14 protein-coding genes are annotated in these 24,443 nt (G+C 62.6%); 2 read left to right on the top strand and 12 right to left on the bottom strand.

What is annotated here, in order from left to right; all coding sequences use genetic code 11:
* Positions 1-172: 172 nt before the first annotated feature.
* The 3 genes from JJT62_RS07280 to JJT62_RS07270 all read right to left on the bottom strand — a co-directional run bounded on the left by JJT62_RS07280 (position 173) and on the right by JJT62_RS07270 (position 1,231).
* Positions 173-496 (bottom strand): hypothetical protein, encoded by a 324-nt coding sequence (locus tag JJT62_RS07280; RefSeq protein WP_202072061.1) that lies wholly within the window; start codon positions 494-496, stop codon positions 173-175.
* 97 nt (positions 497-593) lie between these two features.
* The gene (locus tag JJT62_RS07275; RefSeq protein ID WP_202072060.1) at positions 594-812 is read right to left on the bottom strand and encodes a hypothetical protein; all 219 of its coding nucleotides are present in this window, start codon (positions 810-812) and stop codon (positions 594-596) included.
* A gap of 71 nt (positions 813-883) precedes the next feature.
* On the bottom strand, positions 884-1,231 hold the full coding sequence (locus tag JJT62_RS07270) for a hypothetical protein (protein WP_202072059.1): 348 nt from the start codon (positions 1,229-1,231) through the stop codon (positions 884-886).
* A 359-nt stretch (positions 1,232-1,590) separates the two neighbouring features.
* Here JJT62_RS07270 and JJT62_RS07265 point away from each other — a divergent pair, with 359 nt between their 5' ends.
* Entirely contained in the window at positions 1,591-4,176 is a 2,586-nt protein-coding gene (locus JJT62_RS07265; protein WP_246744769.1) for a TonB-dependent receptor, read from the top strand.
* A gap of 336 nt (positions 4,177-4,512) precedes the next feature.
* On the opposite strand, the gene JJT62_RS07260 is transcribed toward JJT62_RS07265, so the two are convergent.
* The 5 genes from JJT62_RS07260 to JJT62_RS07240 form a co-directional block, all read right to left on the bottom strand.
* Positions 4,513-7,644, bottom strand: a complete 3,132-nt coding sequence (locus JJT62_RS07260) for an efflux RND transporter permease subunit (RefSeq protein WP_202072058.1) — start codon at positions 7,642-7,644, stop codon at positions 4,513-4,515.
* A gap of 152 nt (positions 7,645-7,796) precedes the next feature.
* A complete protein-coding gene (locus tag JJT62_RS07255) occupies positions 7,797-8,741 on the bottom strand; it encodes a FecR domain-containing protein (protein WP_202072057.1) in 945 nt (314 codons plus the stop codon).
* A gap of 449 nt (positions 8,742-9,190) precedes the next feature.
* Entirely contained in the window at positions 9,191-10,345 is a 1,155-nt protein-coding gene (locus JJT62_RS07250; RefSeq protein WP_202072056.1) for a methanobactin export MATE transporter MbnM, read from the bottom strand.
* Positions 10,342-11,298, bottom strand: a complete 957-nt coding sequence (locus tag JJT62_RS07245) for an MbnP family copper-binding protein (RefSeq protein WP_202072055.1) — start codon at positions 11,296-11,298, stop codon at positions 10,342-10,344. The genes JJT62_RS07250 and JJT62_RS07245 overlap by 4 nt, the downstream gene beginning before the upstream one ends.
* A gap of 201 nt (positions 11,299-11,499) precedes the next feature.
* Positions 11,500-12,051 (bottom strand): RNA polymerase sigma factor, encoded by a 552-nt coding sequence (locus JJT62_RS07240; RefSeq protein WP_202072054.1) that lies wholly within the window; start codon positions 12,049-12,051, stop codon positions 11,500-11,502.
* A 963-nt stretch (positions 12,052-13,014) separates the two neighbouring features.
* Between JJT62_RS07240 and JJT62_RS07235 the strand changes: the two genes are divergently transcribed.
* Positions 13,015-13,425 carry a four-helix bundle copper-binding protein gene (locus tag JJT62_RS07235; RefSeq protein ID WP_202072053.1) on the top strand — a complete coding sequence of 137 codons (411 nt, stop codon included), beginning with the start codon at positions 13,015-13,017 and terminating at the stop codon, positions 13,423-13,425.
* A 31-nt stretch (positions 13,426-13,456) separates the two neighbouring features.
* On the opposite strand, the gene JJT62_RS07230 is transcribed toward JJT62_RS07235, so the two are convergent.
* The 4 genes from JJT62_RS07230 to JJT62_RS07215 form a co-directional block, all read right to left on the bottom strand.
* Positions 13,457-14,665, bottom strand: coding sequence for an HlyD family type I secretion periplasmic adaptor subunit (locus tag JJT62_RS07230; protein WP_202072052.1), 1,209 nt, complete (start codon positions 14,663-14,665; stop codon positions 13,457-13,459).
* Positions 14,665-16,863 (bottom strand): type I secretion system permease/ATPase, encoded by a 2,199-nt coding sequence (locus JJT62_RS07225; RefSeq protein ID WP_202072051.1) that lies wholly within the window; start codon positions 16,861-16,863, stop codon positions 14,665-14,667. The genes JJT62_RS07230 and JJT62_RS07225 overlap by 1 nt, the downstream gene beginning before the upstream one ends.
* Entirely contained in the window at positions 16,860-18,272 is a 1,413-nt protein-coding gene (locus JJT62_RS07220) for a TolC family protein (protein WP_202072050.1), read from the bottom strand. Before JJT62_RS07220 ends, JJT62_RS07225 begins: the two co-directional genes overlap by 4 nt.
* 385 nt (positions 18,273-18,657) lie before the next feature.
* Positions 18,658-24,443, bottom strand: a 5,786-nt coding sequence (locus JJT62_RS07215; protein WP_202072049.1) for an Ig-like domain-containing protein, incomplete at its 5' end; no start/stop codon positions are given.

The raw sequence follows: 24,443 nt of genomic DNA, 5'->3' as shown, positions 1-24,443 counted from the left end.
TCACGCCTCACGCGCAAGCGTCGCTGCGCGCAAGTGGGCTACCGCCCCGCTGGGGGCCTGATATGAGATCGTAAGACGGAGAATCCGGGCCGCCCGCGCGCATTGGCCGGTGGCGCCAGCCACCGAGGCGCCCATGATGGCGCATGCGCAGAGAGCGGGCCTAGGTGGGCGCTCAGAGAATCGGGGGACGAAGGTCCGGCGGCGCCGTGAGCCCTCGATAGGCCGCGTCGTCGAATATACGACGCGCCGGTGAGAGCGCGGCCGTGATCGTCGGCACAAGGGCGCTAGGCGGCGTCAACTGAATAGCGCCGCACATGAGAGAATCGCAGTGCCGCGGCGCCGTCGCATGGTTGGCCGAATGGTCGGGGCAGTCGTCCGCTGCGGTCATCGCCGCACAGGCATGGGGCGCAGGCGTAGCGTAACCCGGCGCCGCCGCCCACAGAGCGGCGATGACGAGCATCGCAGAGACGATAAGGCGCAGCCAGTTGAGCTTCATTGCGTTTCCCGGCCACACAATAACACAGAAGGTCCGGCCGGCAACCATCGGGGGACGGCGAACTAAACCGCGGATCGGACCCGCCACCCGAAGGCGCTCATCGGCAAATCCAGACCCAGCCCTCGCCCTCGTCCCAATCCCAGCAGACGCTGTGCACATGGCGCCCTTTCTCGCCGCTCCAGTCGCGGTGCATATGGCGGTAGTGGCCGCCGAGGTGCTGCATGGCGCTATGTTCCCGGTGCTCCAGGCTTTGCGACGCCGCGGGCAGGGTCGTCGCGAGCAGAAGCGCCGCCATCATCATCAACCGCTTCGGCATGTGTCCGCCTCTTCGATAAAGGCGCCCGGTCGGCCGTTCGTTGCTTTCCGAACGGCCGGCGGGACGCGCGCCTACTGCCGCCCAAGCCAGGACGTCACGCGATCGCGCAGCTCCGCGAAGCTGTGCTTCGCCGCGAGCGACCGCGCCCGGCGGGCGACCTGTTCGCTGATTGGCTGCCCGAAATGCAAGACGCCGCCATAATGGCAGTCGCAAAGGAGTTCATGCGCCTCCGACAAGGACAGCTTGAAGAAGGAGACGCCGTCGCCGACAGTGTCCCCCGACAGGCCTTCTAGCCGGAAGATCGAATCCTTGAAGGCGATGGCCAGGGGCGATCCTTCCTGCCGCAGAGCGAGGCGCCTTTTTTTCGGATAGCACTCCATCGTCGAGAAGAGCCGCACCGGCTCACTCTCAGCTTCCATCAAGCTCGCCAGACGTTCCAGTCTCAGTCGCCGGAGCGCCCAATCGGGGCAATCCGGTCTCGAAACGGGAGCGCATGCCGGCGTGTCTTTAATAGAGCGGCGTTCCATGTCGCACCTACTATGATCCAAGGGGGCCTTCGCCAGAACCCGGACATCGTCCGCGAGGTTCCGAATGGACCAACATTCCTTGCTCGGGCGCTCCGAGACGCTCATGCGCTAGCTTTCGCTGCGATATGCGTGCGTCGCGCTTCGATAACGCCAAAAATAGATGTCGAACGACGTTCCAGAAACGACACGCCACGCGTCCCAGAAAAGAAGGGAGGAGATTCGTCCTCGCCGATTTTTCTGTGTGGTGGAAAATGAACGAGACAACGGCCAAAAGCGAGTGGAAGAAAACAACGGCGATTACGATCGTCATGGCCGTGAAAGCGATCGACGCCGGCAGCCCCGCAGTCGCGCATGCCTCGATGACCAACAGGGAAATCGCACAGGCGGTCAAAACCTACCAGATTCCTCAAAGCTCGATGGATGTTGCTCTCAACCGGTTGGCGGATGCGAATGGCCTTCACGTTCTCTATCATTCGCGTCTAACGGAAAATCTCACAACGCCGGGGCTAAACGGAGATTATACGCTCTCTGGCGCGCTCGACTCGCTGCTGTCGGGAACAGGGCTCAATTACCGGCTCAGCGAGAACGGGGAAGCGATTTCGATCGTGCTGGCCCAATCGAACAGGACGATGAGCGACGCAAGCCCGCGCAATGCGCAAGCCTTGCCGCCGATCGAAGTCGGCGCATCCCCTCAGTCAAATGAACAGGCGCCTCATGGGAGCGGAGTCGGCCGGTCCGCCGCAACCGCCTCGCGTGACCAAGGCTCCGGAAAAGATGGTCTCGGCGGACGATTCACCGGCTACATGTCGGACACGGCCGGCACAACGCTGAAAACCGACGCGCCGCTGCTGAAGACTCCCTTCTCGGTGCAGGTCATCACGCGCCAGACGATGGACGATCAGCAGGCAATCGATCTCAAAGATGCGGTTGTGGGCAATTCGAGCGGCGTGCTCGCCGTGCCCAACAGCTCATTCTACACAGGACTGATGATTCGCGGTTTTTCCACGAACACAAGCGTTTATTTCAACGGTCTGCGCCAGTACCAGCTTATGAACGTCGATACCGCCAATCTTCAGTCGGTGGACGTTTTGAAAGGTCCGGCAGCGATGCTCTATGGGCGATCCGAGCCCGGCGGCTTGGTTGATCTCGTGCCGAAACGCCCCTTGGACACACCATATTATTCCGTGCAGCAGCAAGCCGGGTCATATGGCTTTACCCGGACAACGGTGGACGCCACCGCGCCTTTGAACAAGGAGAAGACGCTCGCCTATCGCTTCAACGGCAGCTATGTGCGCTCCGACTCCTACCAGGATTTTGCAAACAAAGAATATTACTTCCTGGCGCCGACACTCTCCATCCGCCCGAATGATCAGTTCAGGGCCAATATCGACTTGCAATTCATGCATGACGTGTTCGTGCCCGAGTCAAACACCGTCGCGGTCGGCAACAGGCCCGCATCGATTCCAATCACGCGCTATCTTCAAGACCCATCATACACCGGCAAGCTTCCGCAGCGGTTCGACCTTAGATACTATGGCTATGACTGGACGTTCGACATCGATAAAAATTGGAGCCTGACGAACAGGCTCTATTATCGGAGTCAGGGGCAAGATTTGTCGTCGGTGTCTTTCATCGGCCTCAACCAAGCGACAGGCGCCCTGACGCGCGGCTCCTATTACCAGTCCATCACCAACCAAGGCATGGCCACAAATCTGGATCTGAAGGGCAAGTTCGTCACCGGGCCCTTGAGCCATTCCACGCTTGTCGGGTTCGATTATTACAGCAACTATCAGCCGCTCGCGCCCTTCTATCTTGTCGTTCCCGCGTCGAAATATCTGCCCGCGTTCAACATCTACGCGCCGATTTACGGAAGCAGATATACCGGCGTAACGCCCAATCTTTTCACGACAAATTCAGAATCCTGGAAGGGCGTCTACGCCCAGGACACGATTTCGTTCTGGGACGATAAAGTCCATCTGCTTCTCGGCGGCCGATATGATTGGGCCGAGACCAACTGGCAGGTCAAGAATAATGATCTGCGCACCGCTTGGATCGTGAGCCCGAATTTGAGCAAGGCGTTTAGCCCACGCGTGGGTCTAACCATACAGCCGATGCCTTGGCTTTCCTTATACGCCAATTACACGAAGTCGCTGAACGCCGACAATGGGCTCAACGCCGGCAGCGCGATCCCGTCGCCCTTGCCTCCGGTCCGATCCTATGAATGGGAAGGCGGCGTCAAGGCGGAGTTTTTGGATAAGCGTCTCTTGCTGACACTGGCCTATTTCGATCTCGTCAAGACGAATGTCCCGGGGCCTGATCCGACCAATCCCGGCAACACGCTGGTGGCGGGCGAAGCCGAAAGCAAAGGATTCGAGGTCGATCTAAAGGGCCAAATAAACGAAAATTGGAGCGTGATCGCCAATTATACACATGACGACGCACGCGTCACCAAAGGCTCGCTCTACAATCCGCTCACCGAGATCAACACTCAGTTATTCATTGCCGGGAACCGGCTTCCAACCGTTCCCAAGAACATGGGCAATCTTTGGGTCAAATATGACGCTGACGGCTCATTCCAAGGCCTCAGCATCGGCGGCGGCGCGCAAGTCGTGGGAAGCGCCTTTGGCGACAACGCCAACTCCTTCACCATTCCGGCTTATGCAATCCTGAATGGAATGATCTCTTATCGCTTCGACGTCGGTCCCGCGCATCTCACCGCGCAGCTCAACGCAAAGAATCTCCTGGACACGACATATTATGCGAGCGCCGCGTCCCGGTTCCAGATCATGGCCGGCCCCCCGAGAACCATACTTGGTTCCTTGCGTCTGGAATTCTGACCATCGAGCGGATTTCCGGCGGTGTGGTTTGATACGAGATTCGCTTGACCGGTTCCCTGTCATTCCCGACGCTCGCTTGAGCGAGCGTCGGGAATACAGAGCCCAAAAAGCGCTGGTTTTACTCAGAGCCCGTCATTGCGAGCGAAGCGAAGCAATCCAGGCAGCGGCGCCGCCCTGGATTGCTTCGTCGGCTCCGCCTCCTCGCAATGACGGCGGTAATTCCCGATCGCTCGGTTTGCGAGCGTCGGGAATGACAGCGAACCAATCGACATTTCAGAGCACTGACCGCGGCGTTTCCCCATCTCCCCGAGGCGCTTTCGCGACTTCATCGAATTTTCAACTGCGCGGCTGTAGCCCCCCGCTACAACCAACCGCTTCCTCTGAGCCGATCGGCGCTTCGGCGTTGCGGCGCGGCGCCCTTCTTTGCAGCTTGCTCATGACGAGATAGATCACCGGCGTCGTATAGAGCGTCATGATCTGGCTGAGAAGCAGACCGCCGACAATGGTGACGCCGACCGGGCGGCGCAATTCGGCGCCGACGCCCGTCGCCAAAGCGAGGGGGAGCGCGCCCAGCATTGCTGTCAGCGTCGTCATCAGGATCGGGCGGAACCGCTCGGCCGCCGCCGCCAGTATGGCGTCGTGCGGCGAGAGGCCCTTCTCATGCTCTGCCTGAAGCGCGAAGTCGACGAGCATGATGCCGTTTTTCTTGACGATGCCAATCAGCAGCAGAACGCCGATCAAGGCCATGGTGGTGAATGGCGTCTGAAACGCTTCGAGCGCGACCAGCGCGCCCAGCCCGGCTGACGGCAGCGTCGAGAGGATCGTCAACGGATGGATAAAACTCTCGTAGAGCATGCCGAGGATAATATAGACGGCAATGAGCGCGCCGAGCACGAAGAGCGGCGTCCCCTTCACCGTCTTGATGAAATCCGCCGCGTCGCCGGCGAATTCGGCATGTAGCCCATCTGGAATGCGCAGATCCTCGACCGCCTCGCGCACCGCCGCCGCGGCGGCGCCGAGCGAATAGCCGGGAGCCGTGTTGAATGTCAGCGTGATGGCCGGCGAGACGCCCTGATGATTGACGGCAAGCGGCATGGCCCCGCTCTCGATACGCGCGACCGCGGCGAGCGGCATGATCTGTCCGCCGGTCCCCGTCACATAGACGCTTTCGAGATCGGGCAGGCTGCGCTGGCGCGATTCGGGCGCTTCGACAATCACGCGATATTGGTTGCGCTCCGTGTAGATGATCGACGCCTGCCTTTGGCCAAATGCGCTGTTCAGCGCGGCGTTGATCGACGAGATTGCGACGCCCATTCGGGACGCAGCGTTGCGATCGATCATCACATTTGCTCGGAGGCCGCCTCTCTGCACGTCGCTCGACACATCAGCGAGCTGAGGCAACGCTTTCAGACGCTGAAGGACTTTAGGGGTCCATCGTCCCAGCTCCTCGACGGAAGCATCCCAAAGCGTGAATTGAAATTGCGCCTTGCTCTGCCGGCCGCCCGCGCGAAAATCCTGCGCCGGGATCATGAAGAGTTTCAAGCCGTCGATCTCGGCAAGCTTCGGCCGCAGCCGCGCGACAATCTCGGCGCTCGTCGCTTTGCGCTGGCCCGCCGGCTTCAGCGCGATAAAAAACCGCCCCTGATTGCCAAGCATGCCCAAGCCGCCGCCCAGGACCGAACCGACCCCCACGACGTCCGGATCGGCGCCGATCACATCGGCGGCTTTCCGCTGCAGCTCGACCATGCCCGTGAAAGATATCTCGGGCGAGGCCTCAGACGTCCCGTTGATAAGGCCGATGTCATCCTGCGGCATGACGCCCTGAGGTATGGTGAGATAGAGCCACACAGTCACGCCTATCGTCGCCAGGATCACGAGGAGCATCGCGCGCGGATGATCCACGACGGGCCGCAATGTTCGTGCATAGAGCCGCAGGATCGCGCCGAGCGCGCCGCCCACGATCCGGTCCATGACCGACGGACTCGCGGGACGAGCCGAACGAAGATGTGCGCAGATCATCGGCGTGACCGTCAAGGACACGAGCATCGACGCAACGATTGCGAAGCTCAGCGTGAATGCGAATTCCCGCAGCATCATGCCGACGGTGTCTCTCATGAAGAGCAGAGGGACAAACACGGCGACGAGAGACAGGCTGATGGAGACGACCGTGAAGCCGATCTGCCGCGCGCCCTCGAGCGCCGCCGCGAGCCGCCCCATCCCGCGCTCGATATTCCTTTCGATGTTCTCGATCATCACGATGGCGTCGTCGACGACGAAGCCGACAGCGATCGTCAGCGCCATAAGCGAAAAATTGTCCAGCGTGAATCCTGCCGCCCAGATCGCCACGCAGGCGCTCGCAAGAGAGAGCGGGACGGTGATCCCCGCCGCAAAGGTGGGCGCCGCGCGGCGAAGGAAGAGAAACACCACCAGCATGACGAGGATAACCGAGATCAGCAAGGCGCGCTGGATCTCCGAAACGCTGGCGCGGATCGTCTGCGTGCGGTCTGTGAGCACCGAGATGTCGACGCCGCTCGGAATCCAGTTCTGCAATCTCGGCAGCAACGCCTTTATCTGATCCACCGTCTCGATCACATTGGCGCTCGGCTGCTTGGAGACGACGACGAAAAGCGCAGGCTTGCCGTTGTACCATCCGGCCGACAGCCGGTTGCGCGGGCCCAGCTCGACAGAGGCGACGTCGCCGAGCTTCGTCACGGCGCCGGCCGAGGAAGCGACCACAATCTGACGAAATTCCTCGGGCGTCGACAGGAGGCCGTTTGCGCCGAAGGTCAGGGAACGCGCGTCGCCGTCGAGCGCGCCGAGCGGACCGAGGACATTGGCCTTCCGGATCGCCTCGCTCACCCTGTCGATGCTGAGGCCCATGCTTGCAAGCCGCGTCGGGTCCGCCTGGATGCGGATTGCCGGCTGCTCGGCGCCAGCGATCCTTACGTCGGCGACGCCTGGAATCTGCGCGATTCGCTGGGCGATGACCGTGTCCGCTATGTCATAGATCGCGCTGGTCGGCAGCGTATCCGACGTCATCGCGAGGGCGAAGACCGGCGGCCCGGCCAAGCTGGCCTTGCGGAAGGAAGGCGGGGACGGCAGGTCGGACGGAAGATCGGTCATCGCCGCGTTGATCGCAGCCTGCACGTCGCGCGCCGCCGCATCGATGTTTCGGTCGAGCCCGAATTGGAGGGTGATCGACGTCGAACCGTATGAATTGGCGGAAGTGAGCTCGGTAACGCCGGATATGCCCGCGAGCCGCCGTTCCAACGGCGCAGCCACCGAGGCCGCCATGGTGGCCGGATCGGTCCCCGGACGATTGGCGGAGACGCTGATGATCGGCCGCTCGACGGACGGAATGCTGGCGACCGGCAGAAAAAAATAGGCGAGCGCGCCGAGCAGGAAGAGGGCGGCGGCAATTAACGTGGTGGCGACGGGGCGTCGAATGAAAGGCGCGGAGACGTTCATCTCGCTTCGCGCCACAGGGGCGGTTGCTGGGCGCCGTGAAATGGAAAGGACGAGCGCATGAGGTCATCACAATATCGGAGCCGTTGCGGCGTCTCTTTTCTCATTATTTCTCCTTCGACGCAGAGAGACCGGAAATCACAGGCGCTCGAACGTCAATACAAGAAGGTCGCGAACGGCGTCAGACGAATGGCGCGCAGACCGAGCGACATCTCGATTTCGCTAATGATCTGCGCCGCGTCCGCGACGTCGAAAACACCAGAAACGCGGCGACTGCAAGCTGAAGGCTCGACGCAATAAATAAAGCCGCGATGGTAACGCCCAACCGTCGCCAGAACGTCGCCGAGCGGCAGCTTGGTCACGATCAGCTTCCCGCGTCGCCAGGCGGTCGCCGCCTCGACGTCCACGGTTTCGGGCGCGCGCGCCGCTGCGTCTCTCTCATAAGCGCTCTGTTGGCCCTCCTCCACCACGACCGAGGCTCCCCCGCTCACGACCAGCACGCGATGTTCATTCACTGTGACGCGCGCGCCGGAACCGTTCAAGGCGACGTCGAAGGCGGTGCCGAGCGCTGTCGCCGATCCTTCGCCAGCCTCGACGATAAAGGGACGCGCGGGGTCGCGCGCGACATCGAACCAGGCTTCGCCGGACAGCAGGATCACGCGCCGCTCCGCAGCGCCGTAGCGGACCGCGATAGAGGAACTCGCATCGAGCTCCGCCTTTGAGCCGTCTTCCAAGGCGACGACCTTCCTTTCGCCGACGCCGGCATAGTGATCTGCGCGGAGTCGCGTAGCGACGTCGCCCAAGGACAGCAGTAGCGCGAGAGCCGCCCCCAGTCCGGCGACCGCGGCCGCGGCACGGCGTCGACCGCCATGGCGCGGCGTTTGGGCCCGACGCGACGGGCTCATCCCGGCGAGATGGCCAAACATCCGCAGGACCTCCTCGAAGGCCGCCGCATTTTCCGCGTCTTTGGCGCGCCACTGCTCGAAAGCCGCCTTTTCCTCGTTGGACGACAGTCCCGCCCTCAACCTCACGAACCAGTCGATGGCTTCGTCTCCAGCATCGTCGGAGTCGGAGGGCGGTGTTTCAGTGCCAGGCATCATTGATCGAACCGAAATTGCTGCTCTTCGTCTGCTCGCATGGCGCTCAGTCGAGAGAATACTCCTTGCGCGCGAAATGCAAGCTGACCCGGAAATCCGATCGGAATCGCGTAACGCATGGGTTGGCGTAAATATTCTCTCCAGGAAGGCGCTGCATTGGCGCCTGTCGACGAGGCCGGCAAAAGATCAGCGCCCAAGGAGGGCGTCAACAAAGAACATGCGCCCGGCAAAGAGGAGCCGCGAGACACGGCGAGCGCAGATGCGCCAGCATCGGTTTCAGCACAACTGAAGGTGCGGGTTCGAAGATGGCGGCGCCTCTCGCGCGCTTTCCGCTCGCATGGGATCATGCGAGCGACGAGAAAGCGCGCAGCTTCAAAAAGCTGGAGCGCATTCATTTCGCAAAAGCGCACCACTTTGCGGAATGCGCTCTATGACGAGGCGCCGCCTTCTCGCTAATTCGACGCCGCCGCCTTTTTCCAAGGATCAGAGAACCTTGGCGAGGTCAGCAGAGTCTCGTCAGTGAGAGTTTTCAGGAAGGCGACGAGATCGGCCTTTTCCTGCGGCGTCAGATCGATCTTGACGATCAGGCCGCTTTTGAGCGGGCTCGCTTGTCCGTCGCCGGCGTTCGGCCCTTTCTCGATCTTACGGCCGCCCTTCGAATAAATCTCGATGACGTCTTCGAGCGTCGCGACGGTTCCGTCATGCATGTAGGGGCCTGTCACCGCAATGTTGCGCAGGCTGGGCGCGCGGAATTTGCCCATGTCGTCAGGATCGGACGTTATATCGAAGAGACCGCGGTTCGGAAGGGGATATCCGCCCTTGCCGTCGATGTCGTAAAGCCCGGTGTTGTGGAAGGGCGTCTCGGCCTCGCGCGTCTTCACGTGAACAAACTGGTCATTTAAATTCACGCTGCCGTGGCAGTGATGACACTCCGCTTTCTCGCCGAAATAAAGATCATGCCCCCGTTGCTCGGCCTCGGTCAATTTGAGCTTGCCTTGCAGGTACTGATCATAGCGACTGTTGAACGACACGACCCCCCGCTCGAATGCGGAAATCGCCTTGACGATGGTCTCCAGGGAGATCGGATCGATCTTGTCGGGAAACGCCTCCTTGAACCATTTTCGATAATCCGGGTCGGCGCGAAAGCGCGCAAGGATCTCGTTCTTGTTCGAGTCGTTCACGCCCATTTCGATCGGCCGCTCGCCCATCAACGGGTTCGTCATCTGCCGCTCGAGCGTCACCAGCGCCGGATTGGCCCAGGTCAGCGTCCCATGCCATCCCGAATTGATAATCGAGGGGGCGTTTCGGGGCGTATTCTCGCCGGTCGAGCCGACGCTCACCACGCGGCCGTCCGTGAAGGCGCGCTCCTGCAGATGGCAGGAGCTGCAGGAGATCGCCCCGTTCCCCGACAAACGCTTATCGTAGAACAAGCGTCTGCCGAGCTGGAACTTCTCCTCCGACATCGGATTGTCCGCAGGAACGCGCGGCGGCGGAACATAATTGGGCAGGTCCCATTTCCAGCCGGTTTGCTTGGCTGGCTCGGCCATCGCGAAAGACGCGGCGGCGAAACCCAGCAAAGCGATCGCGAAAAGCTGCCCGCGCCTCATTGCTTGCCTCCCGCCAATTTCGCGAGGCCGGCCTTGAAGACCGGGGAGGCGCCTGGCTTCGTTTGCTTGCCTGCCGTCCCGTCGGCGCCCGTGAGATTGAGGCCAAGCGCGGCGAAAATCGCGGGGCATTCCGGATCATCGAGCCCGCTCATGCAACCGACCGCGCCGCCCTTATCGACAAGAAGGTCGCTGTTCTCGAAGAGCCGGGTGAGGTCGAATTCGACGCGCTGCGTCTTCGGGTCGAAACGGTCGAAGGTCACAGTGAAACGATTTTCATGCGCACAGGAAACGATTTCGCCCGTGGCGGGATTACCCTTGCAGCCCGTCGAGCCCAGATGCACCGTCCAGGTCTTGGTCTTGGAACCGTCCGCTTTGACGATCGGAGACGGCGGATCGACCTCGAACACCAGGAATCGACGCCCGGCCTGCCAATTCCACGCCATGCCGGCGACATCGAGCGGCGGCGGCGCCGTCTCGACGTTGGAATGGTTGATGGAGACGGGCTTTCCGTCGATAATCGTCTCCACAGGCGCGCCGACGGAAAATTCCAGACCGACATAGGCGCGGCGCGGCGCGGTCCCGGAAATCCTCGCATTCTTGGCCGGATTGCTCTCCGTGCAGGGAGCGTTGCCGCCGCGCGCGTCTTTGAAGTCGACCAAAGCGACGTCGCCGTACTGCCATTCATTTTGCGCGAGCGCCACGGGCGTACGTATGCCCTTGGCGTCGATGAGCTTCACGCCATAGATGTAAAAACGCGCCTCATGGAGCTTGGCCTGCAGATGGGCGACGCCGAGATTGGCGAGCGGCGCCCCGCAACCGACATCCTTTCCATCCGCCATCAGTCCGAAGTTGATGGCGACAGGCAAATCTTTCGCTGCGGCCTCTCCGACGCCGGCGAGCGCCGCGAGCGTCAATAGCAGCCAAAATGCAGTCCTTCCAATCGATCCCAACATCGCTTCGATCCTCATTCGCAGACCGGAAAACACATACGGCGCGCGGTTAATCTTCTATACGTCTTGACGCGCCCTCATCGAGCCAATGGTCGCACTCCCCGTCAGATCATCAGAGCTATAGGTTGTCCCAAGCTCCTTAGACGCATCAGATCGAGAATAAGGAACCTCGCCGCGGGAATTTTTTTCTGCAGTGGGCTCGTGTCACTCTAAAGAAGATTTGAGCGCGGCGCGGCAGGTCCGGAAAGCCAGGCTGAGATGCTTACGCACCATCCTGTCGGAGATCTCTAATTTCCGCGCAATCTCGTGGAGGGGAACGTCTTCGTAGATATGAAGCTTGAAAACCTCCCGGCACCGCGGCGGCAGAGAGCTGACAGCCACGTCGAGCAGGCGGGATTTACGTTCATAATCCAGACGTTCGTCGGCGGGAGCATCTGCGGACGGCGCTTCGACCAGATAGTCGCCAAATTGGATGTAGCCCGCTTCGGTTCTCCGGCGGCGCACAAAATCGCGCGCCAGATTAGTCGCGATCGTTTTTAGGAAGGCCGGCGGATCGTTGATTCTCTCCGGCTTTTCCAGCCGGACGACTCGGACAAAGGTCTCTTGAAGAAGGTCCGGCGCGTCGGTCGAGCCGACCTTTCGCGTGAGGTAGCGGAGAAGGTCTCCTCGGCTCGAAAGAAAGACCTCGCGAAGCGAATAAGCTTCCCCAACGGGAGCATGCGACTGCTCGCCGCTCGATGAAACGGTTGAAAACACGTTGCTTCTCCCTGACGGCGCTGTCGGCCGCGAGAACCGAAATTATCTTGCGCAGACTCTGGCTGCGTTCGGTCGATCAGGAGAAGAAGGGTGGCGCGCGAGACGACCAGCTATTCAACCGGCCCGGGATGGGCCAGGGTTCGTCCAAGAGGCCATAAGCGGCGATTTGGCGCTCGGGGAACAAGTCCAGGATAGCGAAGCAAGTGACCGCGAACGCCAGAGCAGACGCCGCGCGGCCGCTCGCCAAACAATGGTCGCGGCATTTGGAATGATGGCTGTCGCCATGCGCCGGAGCGGCGTTATCGCCCTCCAGGCTGCACAAGGCGGCGGCTTCCGAGGATGCGTATAGACCGATGACCCCGGAAAGCTTTATCGCTCCCGCTAATGACGCGAGCTGAAGCATAAAAATAGATAGCGTGGCGCAAGCGATAAACGCGCGCCGAAAGCTGCTGTATTTTATCCGCCGCCAAGCCATCGCCCCCTAAAATGGCCGAAGTCTGTAGAGTGTCAAGCTCCATGGTCGCGCTTGTCCTATCCACCCTTTGCATTTGGATAAGGCTCTGAAAATCACGCCTTTCAGCGACCGTCGGCGTGAAATCTGGAACGCGGACGAGACCTTGGCGGGTGGGAGAACGAAAGATCGTAACGCGGTCGGTCGAGCAGATCGCCACGGGAACCGCCCCATCCAGGCCGAGAACTCGTCCATCCCGAGCGTAAAGACATTTTAGCAACTTATAGTTTAATCTTTTCCAATAGGCGCCATCTCCGTCTTGACCGCGACTACACCCCATCCCGCCAAAGTTGATCGGCTTTTGCGAAAAGAATGCGCTCCAGTTCTTTGTATCTGTGCGCTCTTATATCGCTCGCACGATTCCATACCACCGGAAAGCCCGCTAGGGCGCCGCCGGAAACAATTTCGCATGGGCAGGGTTGTTCCCGCGTCTCAACCTGCGGAGAAGCCTCATGCACACTCAGGAGATCATCGGGACGCATCCAGACGTAAAGGGGCAGACCAACCAAGCCCTGATCCGCGCGATCGAGGAATGCTACGACTGCGGACAGAGCTGCATTTCCTGCGCCGACGCTTGTATCGGGGAGCAAGAGGTCACGCGCCTCAGGCAGTGCATCCGCCTCAACCTCGATTGCGCGGACATTTGCTTTGCAGCCGGGGCGATCGCAACGCGCCGCACGGGAAGCAATGAGGAGATCATCCGTTCGACGCTGGAGAGCTGCATGCTGGCCTGCCGCCTCTGCGCAGACGAATGCCAGAAGCACGCGCAGTCGCATGAGCATTGCCGTATCTGCGCGGAGGCCTGTCAGAGCTGCGAACAGGCGTGCCAGCAAGCGGTTCAGTCCCTCGGCGCCGCGCACTGAAGCGAGCGCGCAGAGTGAGAGGCGCTACGCATCAGCGTTCGTGTAGCGCCTCTTGCCCTTTCAATATCGGTTTGAGCAAATAGTCGAGCACTGTTTTCTTGCCGGTCTGAATATTGACGTCGGCGACCATTCCGGGCTTGATCGGGAGGGGGCCGTCCGGACCCTGCAACGCAGCCGTGTCGGTGAGCACGCGGACTCTATAATAGGGGTCGGCGTCCTTCCGCGTCTCGTCCTTGAGGGTGTCGGCGCTGATAAACACAAGCTCTCCGGTGAGCATCCCGTAGATCGTGTAATCATAAGCCGTGATTTTGACATTGGCGCGCTGACCCGTATGCAGGAAGGCGACGTCCTGGGGCCTGATTTCGGCTTCGACATAGAGCTGATCGTCGAGCGGCACGATTTCCATGATGGTCTCGCCGGGAGAGACGACGCCGCCGCGCGTCGTCACTTTCAAATTCTTGACGATTCCCCGCACCGGAGATTTTAGCACAGCATGCGTGAGCGCGTCGCGTTTCTGTTCGCGCTGCTGAGTCAGGCTCGCAAGCTCCGCGCTCTTTTTGGTGATCTGGTCGTTGATTTCCTGAAAGTAGGAATTGCGGGCTTCCGCCAGTTGCCCCTTCAGATCGGCCAGAGTCCGCTCCAATTCGATCTGTTTCAGCCTGCTCGACGCGCCCCGCTCCACCATCGGCTTGAGCAGCTCGAGCTGTCGGGATGTCAGTCCGATACGTTCGTCGAGAGAAGAAACCGCTTCCGAAAGATGTTGCCGCCGCGCATTGAAGAGGCTGATTTCGCCTCGGATGATCTCGTCGTTGGCCTTTACGTCCCGGTTGAAGTCGATGTGATCGGCGCCGCTCAACTCCGCGTAAAGCCGGCTCAACGCGGCCTTCAAAGCGATCGTCTGGCCGTCGAGATCCTGATAGGCGGCGCGGAACTGCGTATCTTCGATGACGGCGAGCTTCTGGCCGACCGCGACCTCCTCGCCCTCCTGAACGGCAAGGGATTCCAGAATTCCCCCTTGTAGACTCTGGATCACCTGGCTGCGGCTCAATGGCTCGACCTTCCCGGCGCCATTGGTGACCTCGTCGAGCGACGCATTGGCGGCCCAGACCAAAAAAACCACGAGACCAAGCGCGGTGATCCAGAGAAGCGGCCGCGACATTCTGTAGCGATCGGAAGCCTCGTCCTCCATCGCGGCGGCGATCAGCGCAGCCGCATTGGCGCCGATGCGTTTTATATCCATCACTCGGCCTCCTTCGAGGGCTGTGGATGACGGGCCGGGCCAGCCGTGCGATTGGAGGCAAGCGCCGCAAGCACGCCCTCCACAGGTCCGTGGGCGGCCGGGCGGCCAGCGTTGAGCACGATGGCGCGCTGCGTAAGGGCGAGCACCGGTTGGCGATGGGTGGCGACGACGAGCGTGCGGCCGGCGGCCCATTCCCTGATGCGGTTGATGAGCACGAGCTCCAGCGCGTGGTCGATCGCGGCCGTCGGTTCGTCGAGCAGGACAATTCGTGGATCGCGCAGCCATATGCGGGCCAGACCGATCGACTGCCGCTGTCCCCCGGAGACGCCGCCGCCGCCTTCGGTGATCATCCGGTCGAGGCCGAGAGGATGTTCCTGGACGAGGCCCTCCGCGCCGACGAAAGCCAGAGCTTCCAGCAATTCCTCGTCCTGCTTCGTCTCGAGCCCGAGACGAAGATTATCCCGCAAGGTGCCGTGAAACAGCCGCACATCCTGCGGCAGATAGGCCACTGATTTCCGCACATCCGCCGGGTCGATCTGCCTGATCTCCGCGCCGTCGAGCAGCAATTGCCCCTGCTGGACGTGATACAGCCCCGCCAAAATCTTCAGCAGCGTCGATTTTCCCGATCCATTGGCGCCGAGAAGAGCTGTCGACGTGGCGGCCTCGAATGAAAGCGTTGGAATCTGCAGCGCCGGGTTGCTGTCCTTGTCATAGGCGAAAGCGACATTTTCGAAACGATAGCTACCCATAAGCCGCGGCCGGTGAACGAACTTCCTATCCGCCGGACGGTCGACGGGCGCCTCCATTACCGCGTCGAGGCTGTTGAGCGCGGCGCGCATGTGCTGCCAGCGGGCGAAGATGCCGGCAAGTTGCGTGAGTGGCGCGATCGTCCGCGACGAGAGAATCGAGCAGGCGAGCAACGCCCCGACCGTCATCTCGCCGTCGGCGATGCGATAAACGCCGACGACCATCACCAGCACATAGGCGATCTGCTGAACGGCGGTCGCGGAGAACATCAGCAAGCTGGAGATGGTGCGCATACGCACGCCGTTTTGCGCGAGCAACGCCGTATATTCCTCCCATAATCGCTGGAAGCGGCCCTCTGCTTGTGTCGCCTTGACCGTTTCGATGCCCGAGAGCGCCTCCATCAGCAAGCCATGGCGGATCGCGCCTTCGCGTAAGTGCTGCTGCGACAGTTCGGAAATCGGCCATTGCGCGATCACGCCGGGAATGACAATCAGCGGCACGGCGCAGGCAAGAACGATCGCGACAGGTCCGCCGATATAAGCGACGATCACGATGAACAAGATGAGGAAGGGAATGTCGCTCAGGGCGCCGATCGTCGCCGAGGTAAAGAATTCGCGCACCGCATCCATTTCTTTGAGCTGGCTGGCGAAAGAGCCGACCGATCGTGGCCGGGCTTCCAGCCGCAAGCCGAGCGCCCTTTCGAAAAGGCGCGCCGATAACGTGAGATCCAGCCGGCGACCGGCGACGTCCATCAGATGCGCGCGCAATATCCGCATGACCGTCTCGAGGACGATCGCAAGACCGACGCCCAGGGCGAGCACCCATAAGGTCGCGAAAGACAGATTTGGAACGACCCGGTCATAGACCTGCTTGGCGAACAGAGATGTTGCGATGGCGAGGAGATTGGCGACGCCCGCTGCAAAAGCCACTTCCAGGAAATTCGGCCAGTAGCGCTTGATTTCGTCCCAGAACCAGTGCTTGTCCGGCGCATCTCCAAACCCGTCGGCGCGGGAGTCGCGCCGCGCCCGAGGCGCGGCGAGGACGACGAGGCCGCTGTGGCGCGCCATCAGGCTCTCGACCGGCGCCGACATTTCGCGCGTGGCCAGTTCGGGCAGAACGATCTTCGCTTTGCCCTCTTTGACGCTGAGAAGCGCCGCTACGGAGCCGTCCTTCATCAGGAGCAGCACGGGCAGAAACCCCGAAACGATCGCGCTGATGTCCTTGCGGCGGACCTGGACGTCGAGGTCTGCGCGGGCGCCGGCGCGCCGGAGCAGATCGGGCGTAAGGCGCCCGCCGTCGAGCGGCAGGCCCGCCGTTAGTTCCGAGGCGCTCGCAGGCCGATTGTAAAGTTGGCAGAGCAACAGCAGCCCATCCAGCAAGGAATCCCGCTCGTCGGACTCGCGCGTGCGGGCGCCGGCCTTGATCGACTGAACCTTCCCCAGCTCGGTCATTTCTTCTGCTCCCCGGCGGCGATGTCGAGCAACTGCAGGAGCCTGCCGAGCGCGCTTGCCGCCGAATATTGCAGATCGGAAATCGCATATCGCGCTTCAGCGCCGTTGCGTTCGATGCGATAGACGTCCCCCTGCACCGATGCGAGGTCGGTGAGCGTGCGTTCCCCGAGCAGGAACTGATCTTCATAGATTTTGCGCAGGGCCTTGGCTTTGCGCAGTTGCGCCTCGAGAATACTCACTTGGCTGCGCAGGGTCGGCGCCTTGTCCTGGAATGCGCGGACATCCTCCACCGCCTTGCGGATGGTCGTCTCGGCCGCCCATTGCGCGCTGTCGGCCTGCAGGTGAGCAGCTTCGACACGCTTGAAATTGCTCAGCCCGACGAAGGTCGGCGCAACGAGCCGTAGACCTACGCCCGCGTCGGTCGTGCGCGTATAGGGGTACTGCGAGTTGGAGTACGAGTTATTGGGATATTGCCGCACGAAGCCTTCCGCGGTGAGCTTCGGGAAGAGCTCCGCTTTCGCAGACGCCACGGCATGTTCCGCCGCCCTGCCCTTCGCCAGCGAAGCGGAAGCGGCCGGGGCCAGAGAGGCTTCGGCTCTGACATCCGTTATATCGCCAAGCGCGAGATTGAGGTCTGGAATATCCGAGAGCTGCTTCGGCTCATATCCGACTTTCGACAGGAAGATGCTGCGGGCGTTGCGCAACAGCCCGTTGACATTTTCGAGTTCCGACATCGCCTCGGACTGGTGAACGCCAGCGAGCTCGACTTCGCTGTGGTCTCCGACGCCGCCCTTCGCGCGTTCCTTCGCAAGCTTGGTGAAGCGCTCATGTGCGGCGAGATTATCCTGAGCGGCGCGAACGATCGCCTCGTTTCGCTTGACCGATATATATGCCTGCGCCGCTTCGAGCGCGGCCTTCTCGTGCTCCGCCGCAAGCTCCAATCCCGCCGCTTCGCTTTCCGCATGGGCGCGGTCGACGTCGGCGTCGGTCTTTCCCCAATCGTAGAGCGGCTGACTCACGGTGAATTGGAAATCCGGCAGGCCGGCCGCGCCGAGATTGCGGTAGGCTGAATGTTTTATGCCGCCAGCGGAGCCCTGCAGCGTCGGCTGATAGCCGGCCCGCGCAATATCGATATTGACGCCCGACAAGGCGAGCTGCGAGCCGGCATGCCGAACGCTCGAGCTGTAATCGAGCGCGGCTGAAACGGCTCCGCGCATCGTGTCGAGGCTGGCGGGACGTTCTGGGACGGCGGGCGGGGCTGAAGCCTCCTTTTTGGGAATAACCTTCTCGCTCGCCACGGCGCGAGTCACGACTTCCGCGGCCATCTCAGGCGGCCCGTCATTTCCGACGCTGGAGCAGCCGTGAAGCGCGACGACGGCAAGAAGACAAGCAAACAGGTGGGGCCACATTCCCGACGCTCGCAGAGCGAGCGACCGGAAACCCCGCGTAAAACCATAACTATTTTTGCTCTGCATTCCCGGTCGGATTTCCGGCGCGCCGGGAATGACAAACTCCAATGCAAGCTGTTCAAGCGGAACGAGGAAGAGGCGCCTCGTGAGGCGCCTGACACGCTTTCTCAAGCAGAATTCTCCCGGAGTAAAAATCTCTCGACAAATAAAGCTCTCCACTCTGCGCCCGCATGCGCGCGGAGCATCGACGAAAGCCGGTTCCCGCTCCTGATCAGGGATGCGAGCCCCCGCCTCTGCATCAGATAGCTCGCCTTGGCGCTTGTCATTTCCGACGAGCCGGAGGTCCGATCGGTGATGACGCCGAACCAATCAAGCCGATCGCGTCTCAGACAACCACTATTCCCTGCTGAATCCAGACATCGCCAAATGTATGGGCCGCATCGAGCGCGCTGTTGTGATAAACATCGAAGGTCACGGAACCCACGGTCTGCGTGTTCGTAACCGACCACGCGCCGCCGCCATCGATGAGATTCACAGTCGACGTTGCGCTGCCCGCAATCTCGATATGGCCGAGCGTCGACGCCGCTTCGGGTTCGTTCAACACGTCGGACAGACGGATATCGAGCTCATTGCCGCCGCTTCCCAGGTCGAACTTCTCGAAGCCCTGGACCCTGTCGCCATAGGCGCCAAGGTTCAGAACCAGACCAGACCCATCCAGCGCCAGAGTATCGATCCCCTCTCCGCCATCGACGCGCGTGAAATTGAGGCCGGCAAGATGGATCGCATCGCTTCCCTGCCCGCCATAGGCCACGTCGTGCAAGACGCTGGTCGCGGTCGTGCCGGTCGTGTCCGTGCCGATGCCGAGTATCGTATCATTGCCCAGACCGCCGCTGATCCGATCGACGCCGTCAACAATCGACGCGGCCCCGATCGTCGTGCCTCCGGCAACCAGCGTATCGTTCCCGACTGTGAAGGATTGGGTGAGCGCGCTGGTCGATCCCAGGAAGCTGTAGAATCCGCCGGCGCCCGTATTGATCCCCCAGGCGCCGATGGCAAAGTCGCTAATGCCGTCGCCGTTCCAATCGCCCATAGCCGTGCTGACGCCAAGGAGAGAACCAGCGCCCAAATCGTCGAGCCTTACGGCGGTCCCGCCGGAGACCATCGATTCGAGATTGCCGCTTACAAAGCCCCCGCCCGCGGCGCCATAGACCAAATATACGCTGCCGCTGTCGGTCCCGCCCGCGTCGATCCCTGGCGCGCCGATCAGGAAATCATCGACGCCATCGCCATTGACGTCGCCGGCGCCGCGAATATCGTAGCCCAGCCAGCCGTTTGTTGCGTTGGTCGACAGGCTGCTGGTCAGCGTGAAACCTGTGGCGCCGCTCGCCGCGGTCGCAATCGACCCGGAGGCCCATCCAGATTGGCCGCCATATAGCACGTACACACGCCCTGGCGCGAAGCCATCCTCTAGCCCATCGCCCCATTCGGGAGAGCCGATCGCAAAATCCCCAAACCCGTCGCCATTGATGTCGCCCAATGCGGCGATCGTATTTCCTTCGCCCGAGCGCCACGCATCAGCCGAGCCGTTATTGCCGTAGTCCAATTGAACGCCGCCGAGGTCTTCTCCGGCCTGAGAGCCATCGAGACGAATGGCCTGTCCGGCAGAAAGCAGAGAAGTAATATTCACGTCGGAGGCGAGACCGCCCTGCTGCCCAAAAACGAGATAAGCAGCGCCCGAATTCGGCGTGGTTATGTCGCCCAGCCGCGGATCGGTGACGACGAAATCGAGAATCCCGTCGCCATTCACATCACCCACATTCTGGACCTTGCCGCCGAAGTGCGCGGCGCCCGTGTCGTTGGTGCCAATCGTGGTCTGGGCGCCCGCTCCCAACTGGGTGTTGCTCACGGAGTCGTATAGACCGTTTCCGTTTCCATATAGATTCGTCCAGACCGCCGCCCCGGCGCCCGAATGGCCATAGAGCACGTGCAACGCGCCGGCGGTCAACGTGCCGACGGGCGACGACTCGGCCGAGTAACCGCTGGGATCGCTCAAAAGCAGATCCGCATAGCCATCATTGTTCAAATCCGTGCCGCCGGCCGCGGCCCCAAACAAAGGGGAGCCCGCGACGCCGTGGATTGCGAAACCGTCGCTCGTCGCGGTTGTATCCATCGAGCCCAGGCTGATCGTCCCTGTGGCCGCAGCGCGTCCCCAGATGACAAAGGCGCCGTCGTTCAGCACAGATGTCACGAGAAGGTCGCTAAATCCGTCGCCGTTCAGGTCGCCGATCCCCTGAACTTGCAAGCCCTGAATGTCTTGGTCCCCCGAAACGCCCTGCCCAGTGATATGCAGCGCCTTCGACGCCGATAGGCTATCGGCGTCGCTGGTCGACGGCAAACCATTGGCGGAGCCATAAATCAGGTAGAGTTCGGACGCTCCTCCGACCGTATCGCCAAAGTGGGCGTGCGGGCCCGAAACCGCATAGTCCATGTATCCGTCGCCGTTGAAATCCCCGGCCGGGCTCGCCGCAAAGCCGAGACCGTCGTGAGATTGCACGGAATAACCCGCATTCGCGGTCGTAAACGTCCCGGTCGAAATTGTGAGCAAGCTTCCGGACGTGCTCGAGCTATCGAAATACCCCGCCTTTGCATTCCCCGCCGGGTCGGTCATTTCCACTTTCAAATTATAGACGGCGTCCGGAAGAGACGGCAGCGTGAAGCTAATGACCGCCGACGAGCCGGCGAACTCCGCGCTGAAGTTGTCGTTGCTGACCAGCACCCGCTCGCCAGCGTCGATAACATTGTTGTTATTCGCGTCATCCCACAAGTTGAGGGTCGTATTGCCTGCTTCGATCGAGGCGCCGTCGGCCGCGTTGACGCCGCTGACATATACTGTGACTGTCGGCGTCGAGAGGGCGGTGATGTTGTCGGTGGTGCTCGGACCCGTGTCGCTCGCACTGGCAAGGTCGATCAGGAGCGTGCCGGAGGGCGCCGTCGTATCCACCGCCACAGCGAAGGGCGACGAGGCCGTCCCCTCATTGCCCGCGGCGTCCGCCACCACGGCCGTGTAGCTGTGCGTTCCCTCCGGAAGGCCGGAGAGTCCCAGCGTCCAACTCGTCCCCGAGACGCTCGCCGTCCCAATGAGCGTCGCGCCTTCGTAGACCCGCAGCTCCTCGCCCGCCGCCAGCGGCGCCGAGAGCGTTCCGTTCAGAACCGGAGACGAATCGTCCGTGCTCGTCGCGCTGGGGTAACCGCCTTGGTGCAACCCGACATTGTCGGTGAAGGTCGCAATCGTCGCCGTCGTTACCGGCGCCGTCATGTCGACTGTCACCACGAAGGGCGACGACGCGGTCCCCTCATTGCCGGCGGCGTCCGCCACCACCGCCGTGTAGCTGTGCGTCCCCTCCGAGAGGCCAGAGAGCGCTAGCGTCCAGCCTGTCCCCGAGACGCTCGCCGTCCCGACCAGCGTCGCGCCTTCGTAGACCCGCAGCTCCTCGCCCGCGACCAACGGCGCCGACAGCGTTCCGTTCAACACCGGCGATGAATCGTCCGTCGGCGTTCCGCTGGCGTAGTTCCCCTGCTGCGTCCCGACGTTGTCGCTGAAGCTGGCGATGACAGTGGTGGTCGCCGGCGCCGTCGTATCCACCGCCACAGCGAAGGGCGACGAGGCCGCCCCCTCATTGCCGGCCGCGTCCGCCACCACCGCCGTGTAGCTGTGCGTCCCCTCCGAGAGTCCGGAGAGTCCCAGCGTCCAACTCGTCCCCGAGACGCTCGCCGTCCCAATGAGCGTCGCGCCTTCGTAGACGCGCACTTCCTCGCCCGCCGCCAGGGGCGCCGACAGCGTTCCGTTCAGAACCGGCGATGAATCGTCCGTCGCCGTCCCGCTGAGGTAGTTCCCCTGGTTCGTCCCGACATTGTCGGTGAAGCTTGCGATGACGGTGGTGGCCGTCGGCGCCGTCGTGTCGACTGTCACCACGAAGGGAGACGAGATCGGACCGTCAATGCCGGTTGCGTCCGCCACCACCGCCGTGTAGCTGTGCGTTCCTTCCGAGAGGCCGGAGAGCGCCAGCGTCCAGCTCGTCCCCGAGACGCTCGCCGTCCCGACCAGCGTCGCGCCTTCGTAGACCCGCACTTCCTCGCCCGCCGCAAGCGGCGCCGACAGCGTTCCGTTCAGAACCGGAGACGCGTCGTCCGTGCTCGTCGCGCTGGGGTAATCGCCCTGGTGCAACCCGACATTGTCGGTGAAGGTCGCAATCGTCGCCGTCGTTACCGGCGCCGTCATGTCGACTGTCACCACGAAGGGCGACGACGCGGTCCCCTCATTGCCGGCGGCGTCCGCCACCACCGCCGTGTAGCTGTGCGTCCCCTCCGAGAGGCCAGAGAGCGCTAGCGTCCAGCCTGTCCCCGAGACGCTCGCCGTCCCGACCAGCGTCGCGCCTTCGTAGACCCGCAGCTCCTCGCCCGCGACCAACGGCGCCGACAGCGTTCCGTTCAACACCGGCGATGAATCGTCCGTCGGCGTTCCGCTGGCGTAGTTCCCCTGCTGCGTCCCGACATTGTCGGTGAAGCTGGCGATGTTGGTGGCGACAGTCGGCGCCGTCGTATCCACCGCCACAGCGAAGGGCGACGACGCCGTCCCTTCATTGCCGGCGGCGTCCGCCACCACCGCCGTGTAGCTGTGCGTCCCCTCCGAGAGCCCGGAGAGCGCCAGCGTCCAGCTCGTCCCCGAGACGCTCGCCGTCCCGACCAGCGTCGCGCCTTCGTAGACCCGCACTTCCTCGCCCGCCGCAAGCGGCGCCGACAGCGTTCCATTCAGAACCGGAGACGCGTCGTCCGTCGCCGTCCCGCTGAGGTAGTTCCCCTGCTGCGTCCCGATGTTGTCCGTGAAGCTGGCGATGTTGGCGGCGACAGTCGGCGCCGTCGTATCCACCGCCACAGCGAAGGGAGACGAGGCCGTCCCTTCATTGCCGGCGGCGTCCGCCACCACCGCCGTGTAGCTGTGCGTTCCCTCCGAGAGGCCGGAAAGCGCCAGAGTCCAACTCGTCCCCGAGACGCTCGCCGTCCCGACCAGCGTCGCGCCTTCGTAGACCCGCACTTCCTCGCCCGACGCCAGCGGCGCCGACAGCGTTCCGTTCAGAACCGGAGACGCGTCGTCCGTGCTCGTCGCGCTGGGGTAATCGCCCTGGTGCGCGCCGACATTGTCGGTGAAACTGGCGATGTTGGCGGCGACAGTCGGCGCCGTCGTATCCACCGCCACAGCGAAGGCCGCCGACGCGGTCCCCTCATTGCCGGCCGCGTCCGCCACCACCGCCGTGTAGCTGTGCGTCCCCTCCGCGAGACCGGAGAGCGCCAGCGTCCAGCCCGTCCCCGAGACGCTCGCCGTCCCGACCAGCGTCGCGCCTTCGTAGACCCGCAGCTCCTCGCCCGCCGCCAGCGGCGCCGACAGCGTTCCGTTCAGAACCGGCGACGCGTCGTCGGTGCTCGTCGCGCTGGGGTAATCGCCCTGGTGCGCGCCGACATTGTCGGTGAAACTGGCGATGTTGGCGGCGACAGTCGGCGCCGTCGTATCCACCGCCACAGCGAAGGCCGCCGACGCGGTCCCCTCATTGCCGGCCGCGTCCGCCACCACCGCCGTGTAGCTGTGCGTCCCCTCCGCGAGACCGGAGAGCGCCAGCGTCCAGCCCGTCCCCGAGACGCTCGCCGTCCCGACCAGCGTCGCGCCTTCGTAGACCCGCACTTCCTCGCCCGACGCCAGCGGCGCCGACAGCGTTCCGTTCAGAACCGGAGACGCGTCGTCCGTGCTCGTCGCGCTGGGGTAATCGCCCTGGTGCGCGCCGACATTGTCGGTGAAACTGGCGATGTTGGCGGCGACAGTCGGCGCCGTCGTATCCACCGCCACAGCGAAGGGCGACGAGGCCGTCCCCTCATTGCCGGCCGTGTCCGCCACGACCGCCGTGTAGCTGTGCGTCCCCTCCGAGAGCGCGGAGAGCGCCAGGGTCCAGCCCGTCCCCAAGACGCTCGCCGTCCCGACCAGCGTCGCGCCTTCGTAGACCCGCAGCTCCTCGCCCGCCGCCAGCGGCGCCGACAGCGTTCCGTTCAGAACCGGCGACGCGTCGTCGGTGCTCGTCGCGCTGGGGTAATCGCCCTGGTGCGCGCCGACATTGTCGGTGAAAC

The sequence above is a fragment of the Methylocystis sp. Sn-Cys genome, assembly GCF_016745395.1.
GTDB classification, from domain to species: domain Bacteria; phylum Pseudomonadota; class Alphaproteobacteria; order Rhizobiales; family Beijerinckiaceae; genus Methylocystis; species Methylocystis iwaonis.
This window is presented reverse-complemented; position numbering and strand designations above follow the sequence as displayed.

Excerpts from the sequence above, each read along its gene's own strand:
- JJT62_RS07225 (WP_202072051.1), bottom strand. The coding sequence starts at position 16,863 with ATGACCGAGCTGGGGAAGGTTCAGTCGATCAAGGCCGGCGCCCGCACG.
- JJT62_RS07270 (WP_202072059.1), bottom strand. The coding sequence starts at position 1,231 with ATGGAAGCTGAGAGTGAGCCGGTGCGGCTCTTCTCGACGATGGAGTGC.
- JJT62_RS07230 (WP_202072052.1), bottom strand. The coding sequence starts at position 14,665 with ATGGATATAAAACGCATCGGCGCCAATGCGGCTGCGCTGATCGCCGCC.
- JJT62_RS07275 (WP_202072060.1), bottom strand. The coding sequence starts at position 812 with ATGCCGAAGCGGTTGATGATGATGGCGGCGCTTCTGCTCGCGACGACC.
- JJT62_RS07265 (WP_246744769.1), top strand. The coding sequence starts at position 1,591 with ATGAACGAGACAACGGCCAAAAGCGAGTGGAAGAAAACAACGGCGATT.
- JJT62_RS07235 (WP_202072053.1), top strand. The coding sequence starts at position 13,015 with ATGCACACTCAGGAGATCATCGGGACGCATCCAGACGTAAAGGGGCAG.
- JJT62_RS07220 (WP_202072050.1), bottom strand. The coding sequence starts at position 18,272 with ATGTGGCCCCACCTGTTTGCTTGTCTTCTTGCCGTCGTCGCGCTTCAC.
- JJT62_RS07255 (WP_202072057.1), bottom strand. The coding sequence starts at position 8,741 with ATGATGCCTGGCACTGAAACACCGCCCTCCGACTCCGACGATGCTGGA.
- JJT62_RS07260 (WP_202072058.1), bottom strand. The coding sequence starts at position 7,644 with ATGAACGTCTCCGCGCCTTTCATTCGACGCCCCGTCGCCACCACGTTA.
- JJT62_RS07280 (WP_202072061.1), bottom strand. The coding sequence starts at position 496 with ATGAAGCTCAACTGGCTGCGCCTTATCGTCTCTGCGATGCTCGTCATC.
- JJT62_RS07245 (WP_202072055.1), bottom strand. The coding sequence starts at position 11,298 with ATGTTGGGATCGATTGGAAGGACTGCATTTTGGCTGCTATTGACGCTC.
- JJT62_RS07250 (WP_202072056.1), bottom strand. The coding sequence starts at position 10,345 with ATGAGGCGCGGGCAGCTTTTCGCGATCGCTTTGCTGGGTTTCGCCGCC.